Source organism: Cellvibrio sp. GW822-FHT04B05 (genome assembly GCF_058800985.1).
Window position 1 is genome coordinate 105,085 of record NZ_JBXAMU010000005.1, and the last position, 22,057, is coordinate 127,141.

19 protein-coding genes are annotated in these 22,057 nt (G+C 47.2%); 16 read left to right on the top strand and 3 right to left on the bottom strand.

The features are described 5' to 3' along the window. Positions 1-347: 347 nt before the first annotated feature. The 3 genes from AC1RJL_RS16270 to flgA form a co-directional block, all read right to left on the bottom strand. Positions 348-824, bottom strand: a complete 477-nt coding sequence (locus AC1RJL_RS16270) for a flagella synthesis protein FlgN (protein ID WP_492915912.1) — start codon at positions 822-824, stop codon at positions 348-350. 91 nt (positions 825-915) lie between these two features. After that, positions 916-1,236 (bottom strand): flagellar biosynthesis anti-sigma factor FlgM, encoded by a 321-nt coding sequence (gene flgM / locus AC1RJL_RS16275; RefSeq protein WP_492915914.1) that lies wholly within the window; start codon positions 1,234-1,236, stop codon positions 916-918. A 222-nt stretch (positions 1,237-1,458) separates the two neighbouring features. Then, positions 1,459-2,256 carry a flagellar basal body P-ring formation chaperone FlgA gene (flgA, locus tag AC1RJL_RS16280; protein ID WP_492915916.1) on the bottom strand — a complete coding sequence of 266 codons (798 nt, stop codon included), beginning with the start codon at positions 2,254-2,256 and terminating at the stop codon, positions 1,459-1,461. A gap of 204 nt (positions 2,257-2,460) precedes the next feature. On the opposite strand from flgA, the gene AC1RJL_RS16285 reads away from it, so the two are divergent. From AC1RJL_RS16285 to AC1RJL_RS16360, 16 genes are all read left to right on the top strand, one after another. After that, positions 2,461-3,417, top strand: coding sequence for a chemotaxis protein CheV (locus AC1RJL_RS16285; protein WP_492915918.1), 957 nt, complete (start codon positions 2,461-2,463; stop codon positions 3,415-3,417). Between the two features lie 54 nt (positions 3,418-3,471). Then, positions 3,472-4,347, top strand: coding sequence for a CheR family methyltransferase (locus AC1RJL_RS16290; RefSeq protein WP_492915920.1), 876 nt, complete (start codon positions 3,472-3,474; stop codon positions 4,345-4,347). A gap of 320 nt (positions 4,348-4,667) precedes the next feature. Next, the gene (gene flgB, locus AC1RJL_RS16295; protein ID WP_492915922.1) at positions 4,668-5,069 is read left to right on the top strand and encodes a flagellar basal body rod protein FlgB; all 402 of its coding nucleotides are present in this window, start codon (positions 4,668-4,670) and stop codon (positions 5,067-5,069) included. A 57-nt stretch (positions 5,070-5,126) separates the two neighbouring features. Then, positions 5,127-5,576 (top strand): flagellar basal body rod protein FlgC, encoded by a 450-nt coding sequence (gene flgC / locus AC1RJL_RS16300; RefSeq protein ID WP_492915924.1) that lies wholly within the window; start codon positions 5,127-5,129, stop codon positions 5,574-5,576. A gap of 19 nt (positions 5,577-5,595) precedes the next feature. Further along, positions 5,596-6,300: a flagellar hook assembly protein FlgD gene (locus AC1RJL_RS16305; protein WP_492915926.1), complete on the top strand. Its 705-nt coding sequence runs from the start codon at positions 5,596-5,598 to the stop codon at positions 6,298-6,300. A 90-nt stretch (positions 6,301-6,390) separates the two neighbouring features. After that, a complete protein-coding gene (locus AC1RJL_RS16310; RefSeq protein WP_492915928.1) occupies positions 6,391-8,817 on the top strand; it encodes a flagellar hook-basal body complex protein in 2,427 nt (808 codons plus the stop codon). A gap of 284 nt (positions 8,818-9,101) precedes the next feature. Then, on the top strand, positions 9,102-9,845 hold the full coding sequence (gene flgF, locus AC1RJL_RS16315; protein ID WP_492915930.1) for a flagellar basal-body rod protein FlgF: 744 nt from the start codon (positions 9,102-9,104) through the stop codon (positions 9,843-9,845). A 58-nt stretch (positions 9,846-9,903) separates the two neighbouring features. Then, a complete protein-coding gene (gene flgG / locus AC1RJL_RS16320; RefSeq protein WP_492915932.1) occupies positions 9,904-10,689 on the top strand; it encodes a flagellar basal-body rod protein FlgG in 786 nt (261 codons plus the stop codon). Between the two features lie 15 nt (positions 10,690-10,704). After that, on the top strand, positions 10,705-11,406 hold the full coding sequence (gene flgH, locus AC1RJL_RS16325) for a flagellar basal body L-ring protein FlgH (RefSeq protein ID WP_492915934.1): 702 nt from the start codon (positions 10,705-10,707) through the stop codon (positions 11,404-11,406). 56 nt (positions 11,407-11,462) lie between these two features. Then, on the top strand, positions 11,463-12,566 hold the full coding sequence (locus AC1RJL_RS16330; RefSeq protein ID WP_492915936.1) for a flagellar basal body P-ring protein FlgI: 1,104 nt from the start codon (positions 11,463-11,465) through the stop codon (positions 12,564-12,566). Continuing rightward, complete coding sequence (flgJ, locus tag AC1RJL_RS16335; protein WP_492915938.1) at positions 12,567-13,760, top strand: flagellar assembly peptidoglycan hydrolase FlgJ; 1,194 nt, start codon at positions 12,567-12,569, stop codon at positions 13,758-13,760. Positions 13,761-13,764: 4 nt separating this feature from the next. Next, the gene (gene flgK, locus AC1RJL_RS16340; RefSeq protein WP_492915940.1) at positions 13,765-16,563 is read left to right on the top strand and encodes a flagellar hook-associated protein FlgK; all 2,799 of its coding nucleotides are present in this window, start codon (positions 13,765-13,767) and stop codon (positions 16,561-16,563) included. A 203-nt stretch (positions 16,564-16,766) separates the two neighbouring features. Then, complete coding sequence (gene flgL / locus AC1RJL_RS16345; protein WP_492915942.1) at positions 16,767-18,659, top strand: flagellar hook-associated protein FlgL; 1,893 nt, start codon at positions 16,767-16,769, stop codon at positions 18,657-18,659. 163 nt (positions 18,660-18,822) lie between these two features. After that, positions 18,823-19,149: a flagellar protein FliT gene (locus AC1RJL_RS16350; RefSeq protein WP_492915944.1), complete on the top strand. Its 327-nt coding sequence runs from the start codon at positions 18,823-18,825 to the stop codon at positions 19,147-19,149. 226 nt (positions 19,150-19,375) lie between these two features. After that, positions 19,376-21,466: a flagellin N-terminal helical domain-containing protein gene (locus AC1RJL_RS16355; protein ID WP_492915946.1), complete on the top strand. Its 2,091-nt coding sequence runs from the start codon at positions 19,376-19,378 to the stop codon at positions 21,464-21,466. Positions 21,467-21,529: 63 nt separating this feature from the next. Beyond that, positions 21,530-21,919 carry a flagellar protein FlaG gene (locus AC1RJL_RS16360; RefSeq protein WP_492915948.1) on the top strand — a complete coding sequence of 130 codons (390 nt, stop codon included), beginning with the start codon at positions 21,530-21,532 and terminating at the stop codon, positions 21,917-21,919. The last annotated feature ends 138 nt before the right edge of the window (positions 21,920-22,057 follow it).

Below are 22,057 nucleotides of genomic sequence, written 5' to 3' on the forward strand. Positions count from 1 at the left end.
TTCATATTGTTTTTGGCTAACGTGGTTGAGTGCTTCGATATAAGTTGGCCGAAGCTAATGTAATTTGGAGCGACAAGCGCACAGGCTAGTGAATAGCAAAACCCAGTCCAATTACATGACCATATGGTCAATTATTATTGTTAATTTTTATTTAGTTTTTATAAATCAAATGGATATGAATTATTATTTGCTGCCCAAGAAAACAGCTTTACATCAAAATACATGAAATCTTGCACAGGTGGGGTGCATGAATGGTGGTATTGAACCAAGTGCGGGCGTAATGGAATTGGCAAGAATAAAAAAGGGCGCAACTTTGCGGTCGCGCCCTTTTGATTGGATTTGCAGTATTACGCTTTAGCGACGGTGTAAGACGATGTCTGTTGGGCCTTGGTGCCGTTTGCAGTGTAGAGCGATGGGGCGGCAACTTTGCCACGCAATAAGCCAAGTAGATGGTTTAATGTTTGTTGTGAGCGGGCGATCATTTTGCCATTGATATCGTTCATCTTCTGGCATTCTTCAAATTCGCCGACCAACTGCTTCCATTCGTCACGCAGGGGCAGGGTAGCAGTGTTGCGCTGTAAAAATATATCCCAACCTGCCGCGTTGGCGGGTAGACCAAGAGTGGTAAGGATATGTTGGCGTTGCTTGGCGCTGACATTCAATTGGTCAACAAGCACTGATTTTTTTTCCACGATCCTGGAGAGTTCATCTTGTTTGCGCTGCTCCAATTGCTCTCGCTCATAGGTGAGGAGCTGTTTAAGTTGGGCAAGTGCAGCGGAATCCTGCGTAATCATGTCGCGCAGCGAACTAATATCGAGAGACATAGCAACCTCTTCATTTTGGGTGGTACAACTAAAACGGGTGGCGAACCAACAAAACCCCGGGGGAGGGCTGCGTTAATCCTGAAAGCGATTTCTAGCCCAGAAGTTCATTCTGGTTGAGCATATTTTCGGCAATACGCTCGGGGTTAATCTCAAAGCGGCCTTCAGCGATTGCGCGTTTGATTTCCGCTACTTTTTCCAGATCAACATCGGGTGAAGTATTGATTTTGGCTTGCAAGCGCCCCAAGGTTTGGGCCTCCTGGCTCAATACCACTTGATCGCTAGCGCCTTTGCTGACGGGTGCGGCATCAGGAGCGGCTGGTGCTTTTGCTTCTGGTGCATTAGGTACGGCAGGCTTGGTGCGAGCACCTTTAGCGCTGACAGAGTCCAATGTATTGTTGGTGTTGAAGTTCATGTTTTTCCCCTATTTGCCTCAGTGGCGATTGACCTCATTCGGCGATTAACTTTACTAAAGATGTCGCGGTTGCTATGGCGTGACAATAGAGCCTCTTCCTAAAACCAATTTAACAACACGTTTGATAACCAGTTAAAACGTGCTTGATAAAAAGAGTCCCTGGCAGTCTTATCGGCCGGCGGCCGCTTAACTTTAGCAATAATTTAAAAAAACTTTCCTCTATCACAAGGTTTGTACTACGCCCTGGCTCACAACAATCCCGCTGATGATCCGTTCGGACGAATTATTGCGTACGCGAATCTTCTGGCCGACCCGACCATCCACCATTGCCGTGCCTGCGCTGCTCACTTTAATACTGCCCGCAAGGGATTCCAGCATTACGATTTCACCGCGTTTAACGACGGTGGGAGCATCTAACATGGCGGTTTTAAACGGTTCGCCTTTGCTGATATTACGCTTGGCCTCTTTGCCGAAAATGGCACGCGCTTCGGGTAAAAACTCCTGGCGAATACTGCTGATGTTTACAAGGCTGACGGTCATCTGTGCCTGGCTAATCACTTCACCACGTGCGATGTCGCGAATGGCGACGGGAATTTCCCGATAAATAGTCACTTGCGCCGGAACGTGTACTGCCCAAGGCTGGCTACCGCTACATTGGGCCTTGACGCTGATATTGCCGCCGAAGCCTGTTGGATCCTGGCTGGTGAAAACCGGCGCGTGATCACAGGTGGCAAGACGAAGGCGATTATCCAGGTTACCGACGCTGATATCGATGCGTTGGTGGTCAACCTGTTTGTACTCAGTCGCCAAAAAACTGGCGATATCTTGTTTTAGCTGGTTTGACGGATAAATCTGGGCCGAGGCTAAAGGGGCGAGCCCACACAATAGGAAAACCAATCCCGTTTGACCAGGGATTGCCGCTTTAACAGGGGCTAGTTGCTGTTCAGCTATAGCTTTCCCGCTTTTGCTGTGGCGCAAAAATTTCCGCAAGAAAGTGCTATAAAAACTAGGAAGTTCCATATTTTGTCCTATCCTCAAGGGTAAGAACTGAGTGCCGGTCTGGATCATGAATGACTAAAGTCTGGCAGTTTTTTGCCGCTAAGCTGCTTTAGTTAGCATCAAAGCAAATACTGTGCCGTATGGTGGTAATCGAATCATCGATAGCCTTGGTCCTATTGTTGAGATTAATGTGGCCCTAATGTTGAGAATAAATGAGGTAATTACATGGCTGGTGTAATGGATAGTGTCAATCAGCGCACACAGCTGGTTGGGCAGAACCGTCTTGAGCTCCTGTTGTTTCGGCTCGGCGGTCAACAGCTGTATGGCATCAACGTCTTTAAAGTGAAAGAGGTATTGCAGTGCCCGCAGCTAAACGCGATCCCCGGCCGTAGCTCAGTGGTACGGGGTGTTGCCCATATCCGCGGCGGCACTTTGCCGATCATGGATATGAACCTGGCCATTGGCCGCCGCGAGTTACCGGATATTGAAAGTTGCTTCGTGATCATCACTGAATACAATCGCACTGCCCAAGGTTTCCTGGTCCGTTCGGTTGAGCGCATTGTCAATATGAACTGGGGCGATATCCATCCACCGCCCAAGGGAGCAGGTAGAGAGCATTACCTGACCGCCGTTACCCAGGTGGACGGCCAGTTGGTTGAGATTATCGATGTTGAGAAAATCCTCGCGGAAGTGTCGCCTGCGCGTGAAGACGTGAGCGCCGGTGTGATTGAGGATGGCATTGCCGATCGCGTGGTGCAAAAACACGTACTGATTATTGATGACTCGACTATTGCACGTAAGCAAATTCAGCGTGTGGTTGAGAGCATGGGAATCAAAACCACACTCAAGAAGGACGGGGCAGAGGGCTTCAGGTATCTGCAGGACATCTTGAAAGAAGGCAAGGACCCGTATTCTGAACTGATTATGATTATCTGCGACATCGAAATGCCGGAGATGGATGGCTACACCTTTACCGCAGAAGTGCGTAATCATCCTGACCTGAAAAAACTGCATATTGTCCTCCACACCTCGCTCAGTGGCGTTTTTAATGAGGCCATGGTGCGCAAGGTGGGAGCGGACGACTTCCTGGCGAAATTCCATCCGGATGAACTGGCAAAACGTGTGAATGACCGTGTGTTGGCGATTACCGGTGAAAGCTTGTTACCGCCAGAAGAAGCGTGATCCTGTATTGCTGTGGTGAATTGACGCGCGGCAATTGTTTTACATTGGAAATTTATGATTAATAAAGAGTCGTCCTTTGCCAAACCGTCGGGTCGCGACAGCATCGACCAGACCGAGTTTGATCAATTTCGCCAATTCCTCGAAGACGCCTGCGGCATTTCGCTGGGCGATAACAAACAATATCTAGTGACTAACCGCATTCGCCGCATTCTGGAGGAGAACAATATCGCCTCGTTCGGTGAACTGGTGCGAGTATTAAAGCTGGGAGTCAACCGTAAGCTGAAAGATCAGGTTGTGGATTCGATGACTACCAATGAAACCTTCTGGTTTCGCGATAATTATCCTTACGATCACCTTAAAAATACGCTGTTGCCGCAGTTAATGGCAGGCAATAACCGGATGTTTGGGCCAGTGCGTATCTGGTCGGCGGCCTGTTCTTCGGGACAGGAGCCGTATTCCATCAGCATGGTGGTGGAAGAATACAAGCGCCAGGCGATGGGCAATTTAGCGCGACAAGTGCAGATTGTGGCGACTGACTTGTCATCGACTGTGTTGGAGCAAGCCAAGCGCGGTGAGTATGACAAGCTGTCGGTATTGCGTGGCTTATCCGCCGAACGGTTAGAGCGCTATTTTGATAATCCTGAACCGGCAATCTGGCGTGTTAAAAGCGTTGCGAAAGAACGTATCGATTTTCGCTCGCTCAACTTGATGGATTCTTACGCCGCTTTGGGCAAATTCGATATCGTCTTTTGCCGCAATGTACTGATTTACTTCAATGCCGAGCTAAAACGGCAGATCCTGCAAAAAATCCATGCTTCCCTGAAACCGCAAGGCATTCTCTTCCTGGGATCATCAGAAGGATTGGCGGGCGCTGCTGATTTGTTTGAAATGGTTCGATGCGAACCGGGCATTCTCTATCGGGCAATTTGACGCCTTTTCTAGACCCAATCCATCAGGCGATACGCTTTTATCGAGAGCCGGACTCAACATCCGGCTTTTCTTCTTGCGCGCGTATTTACCGCAATTCCCCTTTGCCGCTCAGGTGATTTTCCTGTACTTACAGGCGGAAAGCCTTTGCCGCTTGTTGTTTGCCGCTTTTCTATTGGCCTTCGTTATTATTGTTTTTATCCTTTAAAAACAATAGGTTGTGGTTTATGTTGGGCGTTGGCACAGCCGTTGCTTTGTTATCAGTAACAAAAGGTAGCAGACCCTTCCGGTTGCCACCCCTGATGAATACAAGGCGAACTGAAATGTCTATCTCTTTCGAAAAAGCTCTCGGTATCCACGAATCGGCGCTGCACTTTCGCTCCGAGCGTGCCAGTGTCCTTGCGAACAACCTGGCCAACATCGATACGCCGAACTATAAAGCGAAAGACCTGGATTTCAAGCAAGCCTTGAGCCAGAAAATGAACGGCTCCAGCGGTTTTGGCTTGTCCACTACACAGTCTCGCCATATTGATGGCAGCGGTTTTTCTACTAACGAGGGTGATGTCCTGTATCGCACCCCGCAACAGCCTTCAATTGATGGCAATACCGTAGAAGACCAAATTGAGCATGCCGAATACATGAAAAACGCCTTGGCGTTCCAGGCGAGCTTCCAGTTTTTAAATAGCAAATTTACCGGTCTTCGCACCGCTATCCGCGGCGAATAATCGCGCCTCGGATTGTTGTTAACGCATTTTCCAGAAACATCTTGCAGGTAATAAATCATGGCACTTGGAAATATTTTTGATATCGCTGGCACCGGTATGAACGCACAAAGCCTGCGTTTGAACACTACCGCCAGTAACCTGGCGAATGCGCAATCCGCCAGTTCCAGTGTGAATGAAGTGTATCGCAGCCGCCAGCCGGTGTTTGCTGCAATCCAACAAGATGCCATGCGTGCAAGTGTGACCGAAGGCACCTACAGCAATAACGAAGTTGATGCAGCTGCCGGCGTGCAAGTGCTTGGAATTGTTGAAAGCGATGCGCCACTGCAACGGCGTTACGAACCAAGCCATCCCAAAGCTGATGAGCAAGGTTATGTGTTTTATCCGAACGTAAATCCGGTAGAAGAAATGGCAAATATGATTGCTGCATCGCGTTCATTCCAAATGAACGTTGAAGTGATGAATTCAGCCAAGCAAATGGTTCAACGTGTATTGACTCTTGGCCAGTAATTAACGAGGGAGAAAAGTTATGTCAACTGTAGGCAGCACCAATAGCAGCTCCAGCGTTACCGACAACCTGAGCATTACCAAAAAAACAGAAACGAAAAAAAATACCAATGAGTTGGGTCAAGCTGCGTTTCTTGAATTAATGATTACGCAAATGAACAACCAGAATCCGCTAAGCCCACAAGATAACAGTGCGTTCGTTGCACAATTGGCACAATTCAGTTCGGTGGAAGGATTGGAACGTTTAAATACCAGCTTTAATAATTTTGCATCGAACAATGCATTGCAGGCATCGTCTCTGGTAGGCCGCAGCGTCACAGTGGCATCAGAGAAAAGTACCTTGGTTAAAGGTGGAATTGTTGCGGGTAGTGCAGAGTTGGCTTATTCGACCAGGAATTTATCGATCAGTATTTATGACGAGAAAGGCGCATTGGTACAGAAAATTCCAGTGGGCGAAGTGCCTAAAGGTGACATGGTATTCCGCTGGGATGGTCAAAATATTGAAATTAACGGCGAGTTATTAAATTGGGAGGCGGGTGAAGCGGCGGCTGCAGCCGGTGAATATAAGTTTGAAATTACCGCCGATCAGAATGGTAAAACCGAAGCATTGAAAACGTCGCTAAGTGCCAATGTAAATAGTGTGACCATTGGTGAGAATGGATCATTGATTTTGAATTTGGCTGGTATAGGCGCGGTTGAAGCAAGCAAAGTAAAACAATTTAATTAGTTTATCTAATTAAATACGATTGAAAATATTTGCACTCAAGTGCAAGCAACAGAAATTTTAAGCCATTAATCGTTATGGTCGAGGTGTAATATGTCTTTCAATACAGCGTTAAGCGGAATTCGTGCGGCAAATACCGATCTGCAGGTGACCGGTCATAATATCGCGAATGCCAGTACCATTGGATTTAAATCGTCGCGCGCTGAATTTGGTGATGTATACACCAGTACTTTATTAGGTGGCGGATCAAATACTGCAGGTAGCGGTGTGACTATCCAGAATATTCGCCAGCAATTTACTCAAGGCAATTTGAAATTCACGCAAAACGAATTGGATTTGTCAGTGAATGGCGAAGGCTTTTTTGTGGTGGAAAAAAACGGTGAGCGTCTGTATACCCGTGCGGGAACTTTTGGTCTGGATAAAAACGGTTATATCGTCAATGGCACCGGTGCATTACTGCAAGGTTTCGCGGCAGATGCCAATGGCAATGTAAGTGGTGTGTTGGGTAAGTTGCGCGTGGATGTAAGCTCACAAGATCCACGTCAAACCACGGGTGTTTATGCATCTTACAACCTTAACTCCAATGAGGTTGTTCTTGAGACAACGGGTTCGCGTTTTGCAACCAATGGAACCGGGGTTGGTGTTGCTAAACCCGGTTTGCTTTCCGCTACCACTTCCACAATCGATTTGGGTAGTGTGACTTTACCGGTAACTATCGCGGGCGCTCCAACTACCCCGACAACATTTACCATATCGCGCACTGTCCCCGGTGGCACCGTTGAAAACGTAACGCTCACTCTGGCAGAGGGTGTTTATAACAACTTGACGGATTTGGCTAACGAAATTAACAACCGTAATTTCAGTACTCCAACTCCGTTAAACGTACAAGCCTATTACGATTCGGCTGATAACCGCTTGAAAGTTCGGGATTTGGCGACCGGTGTTGCATCGACTCTGTCTATTACCGCAGGCACAGGGGCGAACGGCCTTACTACTGCATTTCCAGGCACCTTTACGCAAGGTATTCCAAAAGTTACCAATGATTATGGTTCGCACACCTTGGTAATTCAGGGGCCCAATAATGCCAGGCCTATAACCTACATCAGCAAATATGGTGCTAGTGCTGATGAAACTGCATCCGAATTAAATTCCCTGGCTGGCGTATCCGCAACGGCGACTACCAGGGCAAGTATTCTAAGTACAATTCCGGCAGAGGTCGGTCCACCAGCAATTCCCGCACGACCATTTACTAACAACGGTACATTGAAACTAAATGGCGTAACACTCACATCAACCGGCAGTCCTGACATGACGGCGCTGGCAGACGAAATCAATAAATTAAGTAAATCAACTCTGTTTGGTATCACGGCGAGCGTCAACAGCACAACGGGTAATTTGGAAGTGGTCTCTGCCACGGGTCGCGATCTGGACTTTTCGTTTGGTGCAACTGGCGGCATTGTTGGCATACTGGGCGCTAGCGGTTTGCAGCAAGTACTGGATACCAACCTTGATCCGACGTTAGTCAATAACGGTATAAAAGTGGGTGGTCAGATTACTGTCACCATGCAAGAGGGCTATTCGATTGCATCCAGCCAACCAACAGTGCCAGTGAGCGGCGGTAGTCTATTTAATTCCATTAATGTTCCAGGGTTTTTTACTCCGGTGCCCATTAATGCGTTTGATCCTAACGATCAAAAAACGTTTAACCACGCCACAACAACACCTGTGTATGACAGCTTGGGTAACGTGCATTCAATGCGTCAGTATTTTGTAAAGCAGGCCTATGATCCAGCGGATCCAACTACATCGCCGAACCATTGGAAAATGTACGTGCAAATCGATGGTCAGAATGTGGGTGATCCCGATCCGAGTTTGCCATCACCACAAAATATCATGGCTACTATGGCGTCTTTCGATGTGCATTTCACACCTGAAGGAACCATTGATCGTACAATGACCGACGCTATTTTGATTTCCAACTGGACGCCGATTGGGTCAGACGGCGCACCTATTGGAGCACTGGGTCCGTTGAATGTGTTGCAAGGTGGAACCATCCCGGTTGCCGAGCCACCAGCAAGCTCGAACTTCTTGATTGACCTTGCGGGTAGTACCCAGTTTGGCAGTGTCTTCTCGGTAGAAGAGTTGGATCAGAATGGTTATGCGACAGGCCGTTTGGCGGGTCTGGATATCAGCAGCACCGGTATTGTATTTGCCCGTTTCACCAACGGTGAAGCGCAAGTGTTAGGGCAAGTTGCGTTGGCCAACTTCAGTAGTGTTGAGGGCTTGAAACCAACTGGCGATACCATGTGGGCACAGACGTTTGAGTCAGGCGAGGCGATCATCGGCGCTCCGGGTTCTGCACAACTGGGTAATATCACTGCCGGTGCGGTTGAGGAATCCAACGTGGATTTGTCGGAGCAGTTGGTGAATCTGATTATTGCGCAGCGTAACTATCAGGCAAATGCCAAAACCATTGAAACGGCTAACGCCACTACGCAGACCATTATTAACCTGAGATAAAGTAGGGGCACGATTTATCGCGCCCTAAAATTACCGCGCCTCTAAAAAAACAAGGCCAATAAATTACACCACTACAGCGGCAAAGGGCGGAAGCTCTTTGCCGCTTCTTTGTTCGCCGGTATTGTTACGATTTTGCCGCTTTTCTCTCTTTTATGTTTTCTCCTTTAATTTCATGTGCTTACGGATTTTTTTCGGGTTGGCACTGCTCTTGCAAAACTCCAGATAACGGCAAATCTGCCAAAAAACTAGCGCTCTGGTATGCGTTAGAAATCTGGAGAAACACTGTGGACAAAGCTCTTTTTATCGCGATGACCGGAGCCAAGCACAATATGCTGGCGCAGGCCAATCGCGCCAATAATCTGGCTAACCTGAGCACGACCGGCTTTCGCGCTGATTTTGAGCAATCACGCAGCATGGGTGTTTACTACGGCGATGGCCAGCCAACCCGCGCCTATGCGCTGACAGAGTCACCGCGTTCCGAGTTCAGTTCCGGACCGATGATTACGACCAACAACCCACTTGATGTTGCCATCCAGGGCGACGGCTTCTTTGCCGTGCAAGCTGGTGATGGCACTGAGGCCTATACCCGCGCCGGCAACTTTACAGTCGATGCACAGGGCATGCTGCGCACCCTGAATGGTCTTCCGGTGCTGGGTGATGGCGGCCCGATCAATATTCCTGAAAACAAAAAAGTGCAGGTCGGCTCCGACGGCATTATTTCTATTGTCGGGCAAGACCAGGGCCCTGAAGCCATGGTGGAAGTGGGGCGCCTTAAGTTGGTTAATCCGGCGGTTGCGGCAATCGAAAAAGGTGATGACGGTTTATTTCGCCAGCGCGATGGTTTGAATGCCCAGCCCGCTGCAGAAGTGAAAGTCCGCAGCGGCATGCTCGAAGGCAGTAACGTAAATGCTGTCGACGAATTTACCCAGATTCTCAGTCTCGCACGCCAATATGAAATGCAAGTAAAAGTGATGAAGTCTGCAGAAGAAAATTCGGCTGCATCGGCACAACTTTTACAAATATCGTAAGTGAATTAAATATTTTTTAATGCTTGTGCAGACAAGTAGTTAACCCGAGGAATACACCATGCATGCCGCCCTCTATGTCAGTAAAACCGGTTTGTCGGCGCAAGATCGCCAGCTAACGACTATCTCAAATAACCTGGCTAATACCAGCACCATCGGTTTTAAACGCGACCGTGCGATATTTGAAGATTTGTTGTATCAAAACCAGCGTCAACCCGGTTCGCAGCAAACCCAGGAAACGCAATTGCCTTCCGGCTTGCAATTGGGTGTGGGCGCGCGCGTTGTGGCAACACAAAAAGAATTTACCCAGGGCACTTTGCAAGTGACAGAGCAATCACTTGATGTTGCGATTGACGGTCATGGTTTCCTGCAAGTGTTGCAACCTGACGGCACTATTGCCTACACCCGTAACGGCCAACTGCAAATTAACGGTGAAGGCCAGATCGTTAACGCGGACGGTTTTTTATTAGAGCCGGCGATTATTGTTCCTGAGGGTGTCAATAAAATTACTATCGGCACTGACGGTACCGTAAACGCATTTGCACCGGGCAATGCACAGCCGCAACAACTGGGTAACATCACCCTGGTTGATTTTGTTAACCACTCTGGCTTGCAAGCCATTGGCGGAAATTTATATGTAGAAACTGTCGCCAGCGGTAACCCTGTGGAAGGTACTCCCGGTGAAAATGGTTTGGGTGTAATCAAACAATATATGTTGGAAAACTCCAACGTGGATATCGTTGAAGAAATGGTAAACATGATTACCACCCAGCGCGCGTACGAGATGAACTCCAAAGTTGTTTCGACCGCCGATCAAATGTTGCAATACATTACCCAAAATCTTTAATTGAGTGATTTGATTATGCGCACTCTTACTTGCAGTAAAACATCGTTGAAATTAGTGCTGATGATATTGGCAGCCATCGGCCTCAGTGGTTGTTTTACTAACAAAAAACCCATGCCGGATGATCCTGCTTACGCGCCGACAATTGCGGCAAGCATGCCAGTGCCACAACGCACGGAAGGTTCTTTGTATCAGGATGCTTACGGTCTGAATTTATTTGATGATCGCAAAGCGCACTTTGTGGGCGATGTGATTACCGTAGCCCTGAGTGAACGGACAGTATCGCGAAAATCGTCCGGGGTTGCGACCGGTAAGAAAAGCGGTGTGAATTTTAATGCGGGCCCATTGCTCGGTGTAAATCCGACTATTAAAGGCAATGAACTGACAACTGCTCTTGAGCAGGGGCGTACCTTTGATGGCAGTGCTGATGCAGATCAAAGCAACAGCTTGCAAGGCAATATTACCGTTACCGTTGCAGAGATTTTACCGAACGGTAATTTAATTGTGCGCGGTGAAAAATGGATCACATTGAATCGTGGCGATGAATTTATCCGCATCAGTGGAATGATTCGTCCTGACGATATCGCACCGGATAACACTATCGTTTCAACGCGTTTAGCAAATGCAAAAATTTCCTACTCGGGCACAGGTGCATTGGCAGATTCATCTTCTATGGGTTGGCTGTCGCGCTTTTTTAACAGTGATTTGTGGCCCCTGTAATTAGCTTTATACAGGAATCAGCTTTGCACCCGTATTCAGGTTTAATGAGGTACTTTATGCGTAGTTTTCATTTTTTCGTTATCGCAGTGGCGTTGCTGTTCAGTACGGCGGCGCAGGCCGAGCGCATTAAAGATATCGCGAGTGTCGCCGGTGTGCGCGCAAACCAATTAGTGGGTTACGGTTTGGTAGTAGGCTTGGATGGCACGGGCGACCAAACAACACAATCACCGTTTACCACACAATCATTCAACAGCATGCTTAAACAATTCGGTATCACTGTGCCTGAAGGTGTGCGTATGCAAATGAAGAACGTCGCAGCGGTAATGATTCAAGCTGAATTACCGGCGTTTTCAAAACCAGGCCAAACCATTGATGTCACTGTGTCGTCAATCAGTAATGCAAAAAGTTTGCGCGGCGGCAGCCTGTTAATGACTCCGTTAAAAGGTTTGGATGGAAAAGTCTATGCTGTTGCCCAAGGTAATTTGGTTGTCGGCGGTCTGAGTGCATCTGGCAATGACGGTTCAAAAATTACGGTGAATATTCCCAGTGCCGGTCGTATTCCCAGCGGTGCAATCGTAGAGCGCATGGTGGAAACCAATTTCGCCGGTGGTCAGCCGATTGTATTTAATTTGCATCGCGCCGATTTCACTACCGCTAATTCTTTGGCAAAAAGTATTAATGCGATGTTGGGGCCTGATGTTGCGCGCCCATTAGATGCTGTATCTATTATGGTGAACTCTCCCGTTAATCCGGCACAGCGTGTCGATTTTATTGCAATGCTGGAAAATATTAACGTGACCATGGGTGAAGAAGTTGCCAAGGTCATTATTAATTCGCGTACCGGTACTATTGTGGTAGGTAAAAATGTGCGTGTATCACCGGTTGCAGTTACTCACGGCAGTCTCACTGTTTCTGTGGCAGAAAGTTTGACGGTTAGCCAACCCAATGCACTTGCTGGCGGCCAAACAGTGGTGGTGCCGAGCAGCAATGTACAAGCGGATGAAGAAACCAATCCTATGTTCAAGTTTGCTCCCGGCGCGAACCTGGATGACATTGTTAAGTCTGTGAATAACGTGGGCGCATCGCCGAGTGATTTGATGGCGATTCTTGAAGCGCTTAAAGAGTCAGGTGCACTCAAAGCTGAATTGGTGGTGATCTAAATGATATCTGTCGATACCGGCCTCAAGTCCGCACAAGTACAGGATACTTATCTCGATCCTAACGCCCTTGATTCAATCAAGGCAATGGGACGCGATAAAGATCCGCAGGCATTAAAAGAAGTTGCCAAAAAATTTGAAGCGATGTTTGTACAGCAAATGCTGAAAACCATGCGCGAAGCCAATGAAGCATTTGGTGAAGGTAATTACTTTGATAGCCAGTCCACACGTTTTCACCGCGATATGCTCGACCAGCAAATGGTACTGAATTTAACCAGCGGTGCCGGTATCGGGATTGCAGATCATTTCTACAAACAAATGGTGCAGAATTATGGCGGTGGTATGAAAGCAGAATCTGCAAAAGATACTGTTGTTCACGATGGTGCGCTTACCGAAGCCGTACAATATAAAAAATCCTATACTCAAGACACCGATATGCTTGACGCCTGGATAAATGATTTTGTGCGCATGAGTGATAATTCACGCATGCAGTCCATTTTTTCTGAAAGCGATGCAGATTCTGGTAATCCAGAGCAAGCTCCAGTTGTGCCTAATTATGCAATGATTCCCGCGCTGCTAAATAAACCTCAACCACTCGTTACTCGCGGTGGACAAAAAGCCAGCATCAGCAGCACCCAGGAAAATTTTGTGATGTTGCTGAAACCTCATGCAGAGAAAGCGGCGGCTGAATTACAAATTAGTCCGGATGTATTGATTGCACAGGTAGCACTGGAAACCGGCTGGGGTAAGCACGTTATCCACGATAGGCAAGGTGATAACAGTTTCAATCTCTTTAATATCAAAGCGGGCGGCCAATGGCAGGGCGCTAAAGTCAATGTGAATACTCTTGAGTATCGCGATGGCATTGCAGCAAATGAAAAAGCCGATTTCCGTAAATACACCGATTATTCAGAAAGCTTTTCTGACTATGTGCGCTTAATGAAAAATAATCCACGCTACCAACAAGCGCTGGATGCAGGTAATAACTCGTCGGCTTATGCCGATGCGCTGCAATCGGCAGGTTATGCGACTGATCCTCATTACGCCAAAAAAATCAAACAGCTTTTAAATAGTGATGCACTTAAAAACCTTGGTTCAATTGGGGCGGTTAGTAACTCTGACGCAATCAAGGAATTGAAAACAACAGTGCAATCAGTTTTATCCCTGGCGGCGACCGGCCGTCAAATAGCGGAGTAAGCATATGTCAGGCCTTCTCTCTAATGCTATTTCCGGCTTGCAAGCCAGCCAAAACGCGCTACGAACTGCCGGGCATAATATCTCCAATGCTAATACGGCGGGCTATTCGCGCCAGGAAGTTAACTATGCCACACGCCCGGAGCAAAATATTGGTGCTGCGGGATTTATCGGTTCAGGTGTCACCACGACGTCGATTGAGCGTGTTGTCAATGAGTTCGTGACAGCACAATTGCGTTTGGATACAACGACGTATAACCAGCTCAATGCATTCAATACCAGTATTGGTAAGGTTGATAAATTATTTGCCGATGTCAGCACGGGGTTGTCCGGTGCCCTGCAAACATTTTTTGCCGCTATGCAAAATGGTGGTAATGATCCTGCTTCAACACCTGCACGGCAGTTGATTGTTACTGAAGCGGAAAGCCTTAGTGTTCGCTTTAATAATTTACACCAGCGTTTAAGTGATATTGAAAAAAGTGTTAACACTGAAATACGCGCGATAACCTCACAGGTTAATTCGCTCGCCAGCTCAATCGCCTCGCTCAACCAATCCATTGGTGAGCTGCGTGCATCGGGTAATGGTAATCAGCCAAATGATCTGATGGATAAGCGCGATGAAGCATTACGCAAATTGTCAGAATTGGTTTCATTGCAAGTAGTTAAACAAGGTGATGGTGATGTCAATGTGTTTATTGGTAATGGGCAGCCGCTAATTGTTGGAGCAAAAACCAGCACCTTCGCCGTAACGAATGATGGAAACATCCAGTTAACCGGCAACAACAAACCCGTTAATGTTACTGATCAAATCTCTGGTGGCCAACTGGGCGGGCTTTTGAGCTTTCGCCAGGACGTTCTGTTTCCCTCAATGAATGAGTTAGGGCGTATTGCACTGGCGATGGCTGATCAATTCAATACTTTACAACAGCAAGGTATTGACCTTGATGGTGATTACGGCCAAAAAATATTTGGCGATATTAACGACCCTGTCCTCGCGGCTAACCGTGTTGCACACGGGCAAAATGCGCTGCCATATGATCGGGTGATTTCCGTCACTATCAACGATACCAGCAAGTTAACCACAAGCGATTATAGTTTTGAGATTGTTCCCGGTTCGAGTAATTATGTAGTGACCCGGTTGTCGGATAAATCCATTGTCGAACAGGGCACTTTATCCGGTGCTTACCCTGCCACGATTTCATTTGATGGTGTCACTATTAATTTAACCAGCGGATCTTTTCAGGGCGGCGATAAGTTTACTATCCAACCCACTAAAAACGGTTCGCGCGATATCCATTCTGAATTAAAGCGCCCGGAAGATTTGGCTTTCGCTTCGCCAATCCGCACTTCCGGTAGCACCAGTAATTCCGGCAGTGGACTTATTAGTGCCGGCGAAGTATTAAGCCTGGTGGATGCAAAAGGCAATCGCTTGCCGGCATTTTCCGAAGCGGGAAAATTATCGCCACCTATTATTATTCGTTTCACTTCAGCTACTACTTACGACGTGCTGGATAACAGTGATCCCGCGAATCCGAAAGATCTTGTGCCCGCCATGCGTGATCAAACCTATGTGCCGGGTACCAGTAACAATGTATTCAGTACCGATATCGGTGAAACACGTGTTATCGGCACTGGTGCTCGCACAGGTTTGCCCGACGGACGCGCTCCACAAACACTCGATCCTTATTCAGTTCCACCGAATATGCCGATGATAGCGAGCAGTGCTCCGCAGGCAAATGGATATTTGGCAGAGCAATTGAATTTTACCTTCAAGGATCCTGTTACCGGTGCTGTGACAAACAAAACGGTAACCACTGTATCGGGCGCTTCAGCTATGCAGACAGCAGCGCAGATCAGTGCATTGCCTGGTGTTTCTGCCAATGCTTATACAACGGCAACCATTACCGATATTAATTTTGATCCATCTACTTATGCACCGCCGTTGCAGTTGTCGATCAACGGCGAGAATTTGTTGGCATACAATCCTGACAATACCGCTTTTGCTTTTGATCTTCCCGACCCCAATGTCAGCGAGTTGGAATTTAATAATTATTTGGCAAAGCGTATCAATGAAAATCCAAATCTTAAAGCCCTGGGTTTCTATGCCGAGAGTGCGAGCAACCCGATTACTGGTGCGCCTGAACTTCGCATAGTGGCATCGTCCGGCGTTAACATTGATGTTCGTATAAAAGCATCAGGTACCGGCATTAATACGATTGATGTCAATGACAGTAATGGTAATCCCAATGTGCGTTTGAGCGGAGTGGATACCGGGGCGGGTGAGCAAAGTGCGGTTACGGTTGGTGGCCGTATTGATATCACCATGGCCAATGGTATCAAACTCTCAACATCACCAACGAATAGTCCGTTGATGGGCGACAGCAGTTTATCCACTTTTGCGCAGTCTTCATTTATGGGGTATCAGGTTGCACTTAGCGGTCAACCGAAAGCGGGTGATATATTTACTGTAGGATTTAATACCGATGGTAAAAATGATAACCGCAACGCATTGGCAATGGCCGCGTTGGAATCGGCATCCACTATGCAAGATGGCACCATGAGTTTTGCGAGTGGTTATGGAAAACTGGTTGAAGAGGTGGGAACCAAAAGCAGCCTTGCAAAAATTAATACCGAGGCCAGTAAAAGTTTATTGGAACAAAGCCAATCCATGCGTGACAGTGTGTCCGGTGTGAACCTTGATGAGGAGGCAGCCGATCTGATTAAGTTCCAACAACTCTACCAGGCGAATGCCCAGGTTATATCAATTGCGCGTGAGCTATTTGATACCTTATTAAATTCCCTTTAATATTTTATTTTTTCTCGCGCATTTACGCGCTTCTCAATTTTTCCTGCAAACACTTTACTTCGTGTGGCGTTAATACCACTTGGCGTAAGGTTTTTTCTCGTCATTGAATAGTTGGAGCATTTTGTGCATTAATCGGTATATGACGCAAGTGTGGGCAAATTCTTGCCGCCTTGCAAAAATTGCCGCTGCGGTAGGAGATCACTATGCGCGTATCCACTTCACAGATTTATAACATTGCAACGTTAGGGATGAACCAGGCACAGGCTGCTGTTCTAAAGACCCAGGAGCAAATTTCGACAGGAAAGCGTGTACTCTCTCCAGCGGATGATCCCGTTGCAGCTACATCAATCTTGCAACTGAATCAGGAATTGGCGCGTACTGAGCAATACAAAAAAAATATTAATATTGCTGAAAATAGTTTGAATCTCGAAGAGACCAATTTAAAGACGATTGTCGATCTCGTTCAACGCATGCGCGAAATTGCGGTATCAGCCGGTAATACTGCGGTCATGACTAAAGAAAACTATCAATCCTTTGCCTCTGAAGTTGATACGCAAATCGCTGCCCTGGTGAATTTGCAGAATACGCGCAATGCATCCGGACAATATATTTTTGCCGGCTATCAAAGTAGTACTGCTCCATTTGTAGGCGACGGTGGTGGAAATTACCGCTACCTTGGCGATGATGGCCAATTGCGCTTACAGGCATCCGCTTCTGTTAGTGTTGCAGTGAGTGACTCAGGGAAAAAATTATTTGTTGATATACCCAGCGGCCACAACACATTTACCACCTCGGCGAGTGCTACGAATAAATCCGTTCCGCCTGCAATTATTTCGGTGGGACAAGTATTTGACCAGCAAGAGTTCGATAAGCTTTATCCAAATGATTTGGTGGTTACCTTTACCAAATCAGGTAGCGGTATAAATTTTACGGTGAGCGAACGCACCTCGGGAAAACAATGGTTAGTTAACCAACCCTATATTGCCGGGAATGATATTGAAGTCGCCGGTGCGCGTTTTAAAATCCTGGGTCATCCGTATGCAGGCGAGGCCGCAATTCCTGCCAGTTTACCGGTTGCGGGCGCACCTGTAGCTGCCATTAATCCCGGTGATACATTACGTGTGACTGTGGGCGGAAAAACGGAAGTGCTTACTTTTCCTGCGGGTGTAGCGGCGGGTGATACTGCCGGATTTATTGCAGCGCTTAATACCGGTGCTGCCGTGCCACCCGCATTGCCCACCGGTAACGCAGCCAGGCTCGCCAATCTCGGGATCAGTGTTGATGCAACAGGTTTCCAGAGCCCGACAGGTTTGAATATCACCTTGAGTAATGGCACTGGTACCACCGCAGCTGCAATTATGGGCGGAACAGGTATTCGCTCGGTTAACCTGCCTTTTGGTTTTTCAGTGGCGAATGATTTTTCTGTTACACCGCAAAGTTTCCAAATAGAAGTAAATGGTAAAACTGAAACGTTGACGTTCAACCAAAATATTACGAGTGCGGCAGATTTGGCAGCTGCATTTAATAGCCCTGCTAATGCAGCGCAATTGGCTCGCCTTGGTTTGACGGTAACTGATCAGGGCATTACCTCCAATAGCAATGCCAAAGTAACTATTAAAGGTGGGTCAGGCGCATTGGATGGTGTGACCGGGTTCAGCACTCAAGGTGCCGGTACTTCATCAACCCGTGGTGTTCTGGTGCAGCCTGGCGATAGTTTCTTTATTGAGTCAAGTGACAAACAATCATTGTTAACAACACTCTCCCGTTTTAGCGATGCAATGAAGAATGTTGAAAACAGTCCGGAGAGCAAAGCCGAACTGGGTAAACTGGTGGCGAAGACCCTTACTAATTTGACCAATGTAATTACTAACCTTGTCTCTGCTCAAAGTGAGATAGGTTCACGGTTGAATACATTGGAGAGTTCGACTGAGTTAAATCTGGATATTACATTAACCACGAAAACAACACTGTCCAGCCTGCAAGATATCAACGTAGCTGATGCGACAATTCAATTATCCATGCAATCATTTGTATTAAGCGCCGCGCAGCAAAGTTTTGCGAAAGTCAGCCAGCTTACATTATTCAATTATCTGTAATACATCTCGCTTGATAGGCCCCTTTAATCCCGACTCATAATGAGCCGGGATTAAAGGGATAATTGTGTTGGCGGTTAATTCTTTATTCCTCATCTTCACTATCTTTTGCTAATCTCTATTGATAACGTTAGTCTGCTATTGGCCCACCAAGAAGAGCTGTTCTATGGATATTGATGTGTTACTAGATCCACTCGTGCGCGCACTCAGCCAGTCAAAGGCATTGCAATCCCTGGCTCAGGCGGGTGATTGGGAATCGTTTGAAACGTTGGTTCAGCAACGTCAGCAGGGGTTGCTGTCTCTTGGTGATCAGGAGTACCTTGAATCTCTTACCCAAGCCAACCTGGAAGCAGAGGCGGCAAAACTTATCAAAGAAATGCAAGACATTAATAAGATGCTGGCCGAGCTTGCAGAGGCAAATCGTGAAAAAAGTGCGTCGGAATTACGTCAGTCAAGTTTGGCAAGTAAAGCAATGGATGCTTACGGTCGATAGTTTGACGAAAAAGGATTTTATATAACTTTTTGTAATGTTTTTTGCCATTTCTCAGTGTAAATAGTTGGTTCCTGCCATAAAAAAATTCTAAAGCTACTCCCGGATGTGTCGATAACCTGATTAGAAGTGCTGATTAAGCTGTTGGCGTCAGACTTCATCAACCGACACTAGCAGCACGGTCTGTTTCTCAGCCACTGCATCGATATTTAAATCCAGGAGATTCATCATGGCTTTAGTAATTAACACAAACGTCGCCTCTCTGAATGCTCAACGTCAGTTGATGAGTTCGGGCGCGTCTCTTGACCGTTCAACCGAGCGTTTGTCTTCAGGTCAACGTATTAACTCAGCAAAAGACGACGCTGCCGGCTTGGCAATTGCCAACCGCATGACTTCACAAGTTCGCGGCCTTGACCAGGCGATCCGTAACGCGAACGACGGTGTGTCTTTGATTCAAACTGCTGAAGGTGCACTGTCTGAATCCACCAACATCCTGCAACGTATGCGTGAACTGGCCGTACAGTCAGCGAACGGGATCTACTCTGCAAGCGACCGTAAAACCCTGGATGCCGAAGTTAAACAACTGGTCTCTGAATTGGATCGTATCGCAAAAACCACTTCATTCAACGGTCAGAACCTGTTGGATGGCAAGTTGGGTAAAGTAGACCTGCAAGTAGGTTCAAACGCTAACCAAACCATCTCCCTGAAAGTGCCTGCGATGGATGCCAAAACCCTGGGTATGGGCTCTACCAGTGTGGATTTGATGGGTGGTGCTTCTAACATCGATTTATTGACTGGTAGTTTGGTTCTGCGCGAAGGCAGCATCCTGATTAATGGCCAATCAGTTATTAAAGGTACTGATGAATTTGATGGTGCCGGTACCGGTGCAACCAATAGCGATCAATCATTAATTGACCACATTAATAAAAATGTTAATGGTGTAACTGCATCTACTTATGCAGTTGCGTCTGCAACTGCAGCTGGTACTGGCATCCTGACCTCGGCCCAGTCAGTTACCGTAACGCTGACTAACCTGGATGGCACTACCACTGCAATTAACGTAGGTGGTGGTACAAATGGAACCAGCAATCTGACCGAGTTAGTTGAAAAGATGAACAGCTCGTCAGGTGGTAAGTTTTCAGCATCTATTGGTGATGATGGAAAAGTATCTATCTCTGCCGAAAATGTATCCATTATTGCCGTGACTGACGCCAGTAGTGCGTTGGGGACAGGTATTACCACTGCAGCAAATGCCCGTATTGTGCTGAAAGCCGATAATGGTGACGCTGTGACCGTTACCCGTGGGTCAAATGGTACTTTGGAGCAGTTGAATGCCTTTGGTTTCCGCGAAAATGATAAAGCGGGAACTGTGGAAGGCTTTGCAGTCGGCACTGGTAACCTGGCCGCCGGTGATTTGAAAATTAATGGTGTGGGTATCCCGGCAACTACAGCAAGCCAAACTCCTGCTAATGGCGCGCTGGCGGCAAAAGTGGCTGCAATAAATTCGGTGTCAGAGCAAACAGGAGTTTCTGCTACGGCGTTTACCTCTGTGTCTCTGGATTTTGGTTCAGTTGCAGTTACGAGCTTGGCTGGCGGTACTTTTGCGCTTAACGGGGTTGATATTGCTATCACCGCAAGCCCTACCAGCTTAGCCGCTGTTGCAAAAGAATTTAATGACAAGACAAATGACACCGGCATCACCGCGACTGTTTCCGGAACTCGCATTGTTCTTGAGGGTAATGTAGGCAAAATCTCATTCGGCACAAGCACAACGGCGACTGACGCGGTTGAAGCTGTGTTGACAGACACTACTAACGTTGCCAAGTTAGCGAAGGCTGGTAATGAAAGTGCTGCAGCTGATGTCGCCGATGGGGATTCTGCAGATGGCGGCATTCGCTTAACCAGCAACAACGGTAACCCAATTAGTGTTGAGCATAAGAATGCAGCTGCTAGGACCTTAACCGGCTTGCTGGATTCCAACATCGGCTCTGGTGGCGCTTTCGGTACTGCGATTTCTTCAATCAGTATCGATACCCAGGCCAATGCCCAGAAAGCCATTAAAGTGATCGACAATGCATTGACCACCATCAGTGATGTGCGTTCAGAGCTCGGTGCGGTAAACAACCGCTTGGACTTTACCGTATCTAACCTGGCAAACATTTCCGAGAAGACTTCATCAGCACGTTCACGTATCACTGATGCTGACTTCGCGGCGGAAACTGCAAACCTCAGCCGTTCACAAGTGTTGCAACAGGCCGCGTCAGCGATGTTGGCCCAGTCAAATGCTCGTCCACAACAAGTACTGTCTCTGTTGAGATAAGTTGATTAACCCTGCCGGATTACCGAAAGGTTAATCCGGCAGAGTTCTGGTGAGGACTAAATTATGAATGACATCACTAAAGTCGCAGCGAGTTCGGTACTGATCAAATCAGTGCCGGTTTCGCCATTACCGGACGACATAAAAGGTCAAAAAACCGGCAATGATTTGCCGCCTGCCGCTGAAGCGGCAATATCTCAACCACAAGATTTTGGCGGTCAAGAGGTATTGCAGGAGAAAGTCCAGGCTGCAGTTGCGCAAATGAATGAGTATATTCAGTCCACTCAGCGCGATTTAAATTTCAGTTATGACCCCGGTTCGGGCGAAACTGTTGTGAAAGTTTTGGATCGTGCAACGCAAGAAGTAATTCGTCAGATTCCAAACGAAATATTCTTGCGTTTGGCTCAGCAGTTGGATCCTGAAGCTCCTGGGCAGCTGTTTAGTGCTCAGGCATAAAAACCTTTAAAATCAATATATTGTAAGTTTTTTTGATGGCTATTTTAAAGGTGTTTTTATCAAAAAGAGAGCAGTGAAAGCTGCTCTCTTTTTTTATTTTTCTGCACCAGTTTTTTTCAAAAAATTTGAATTTTTATT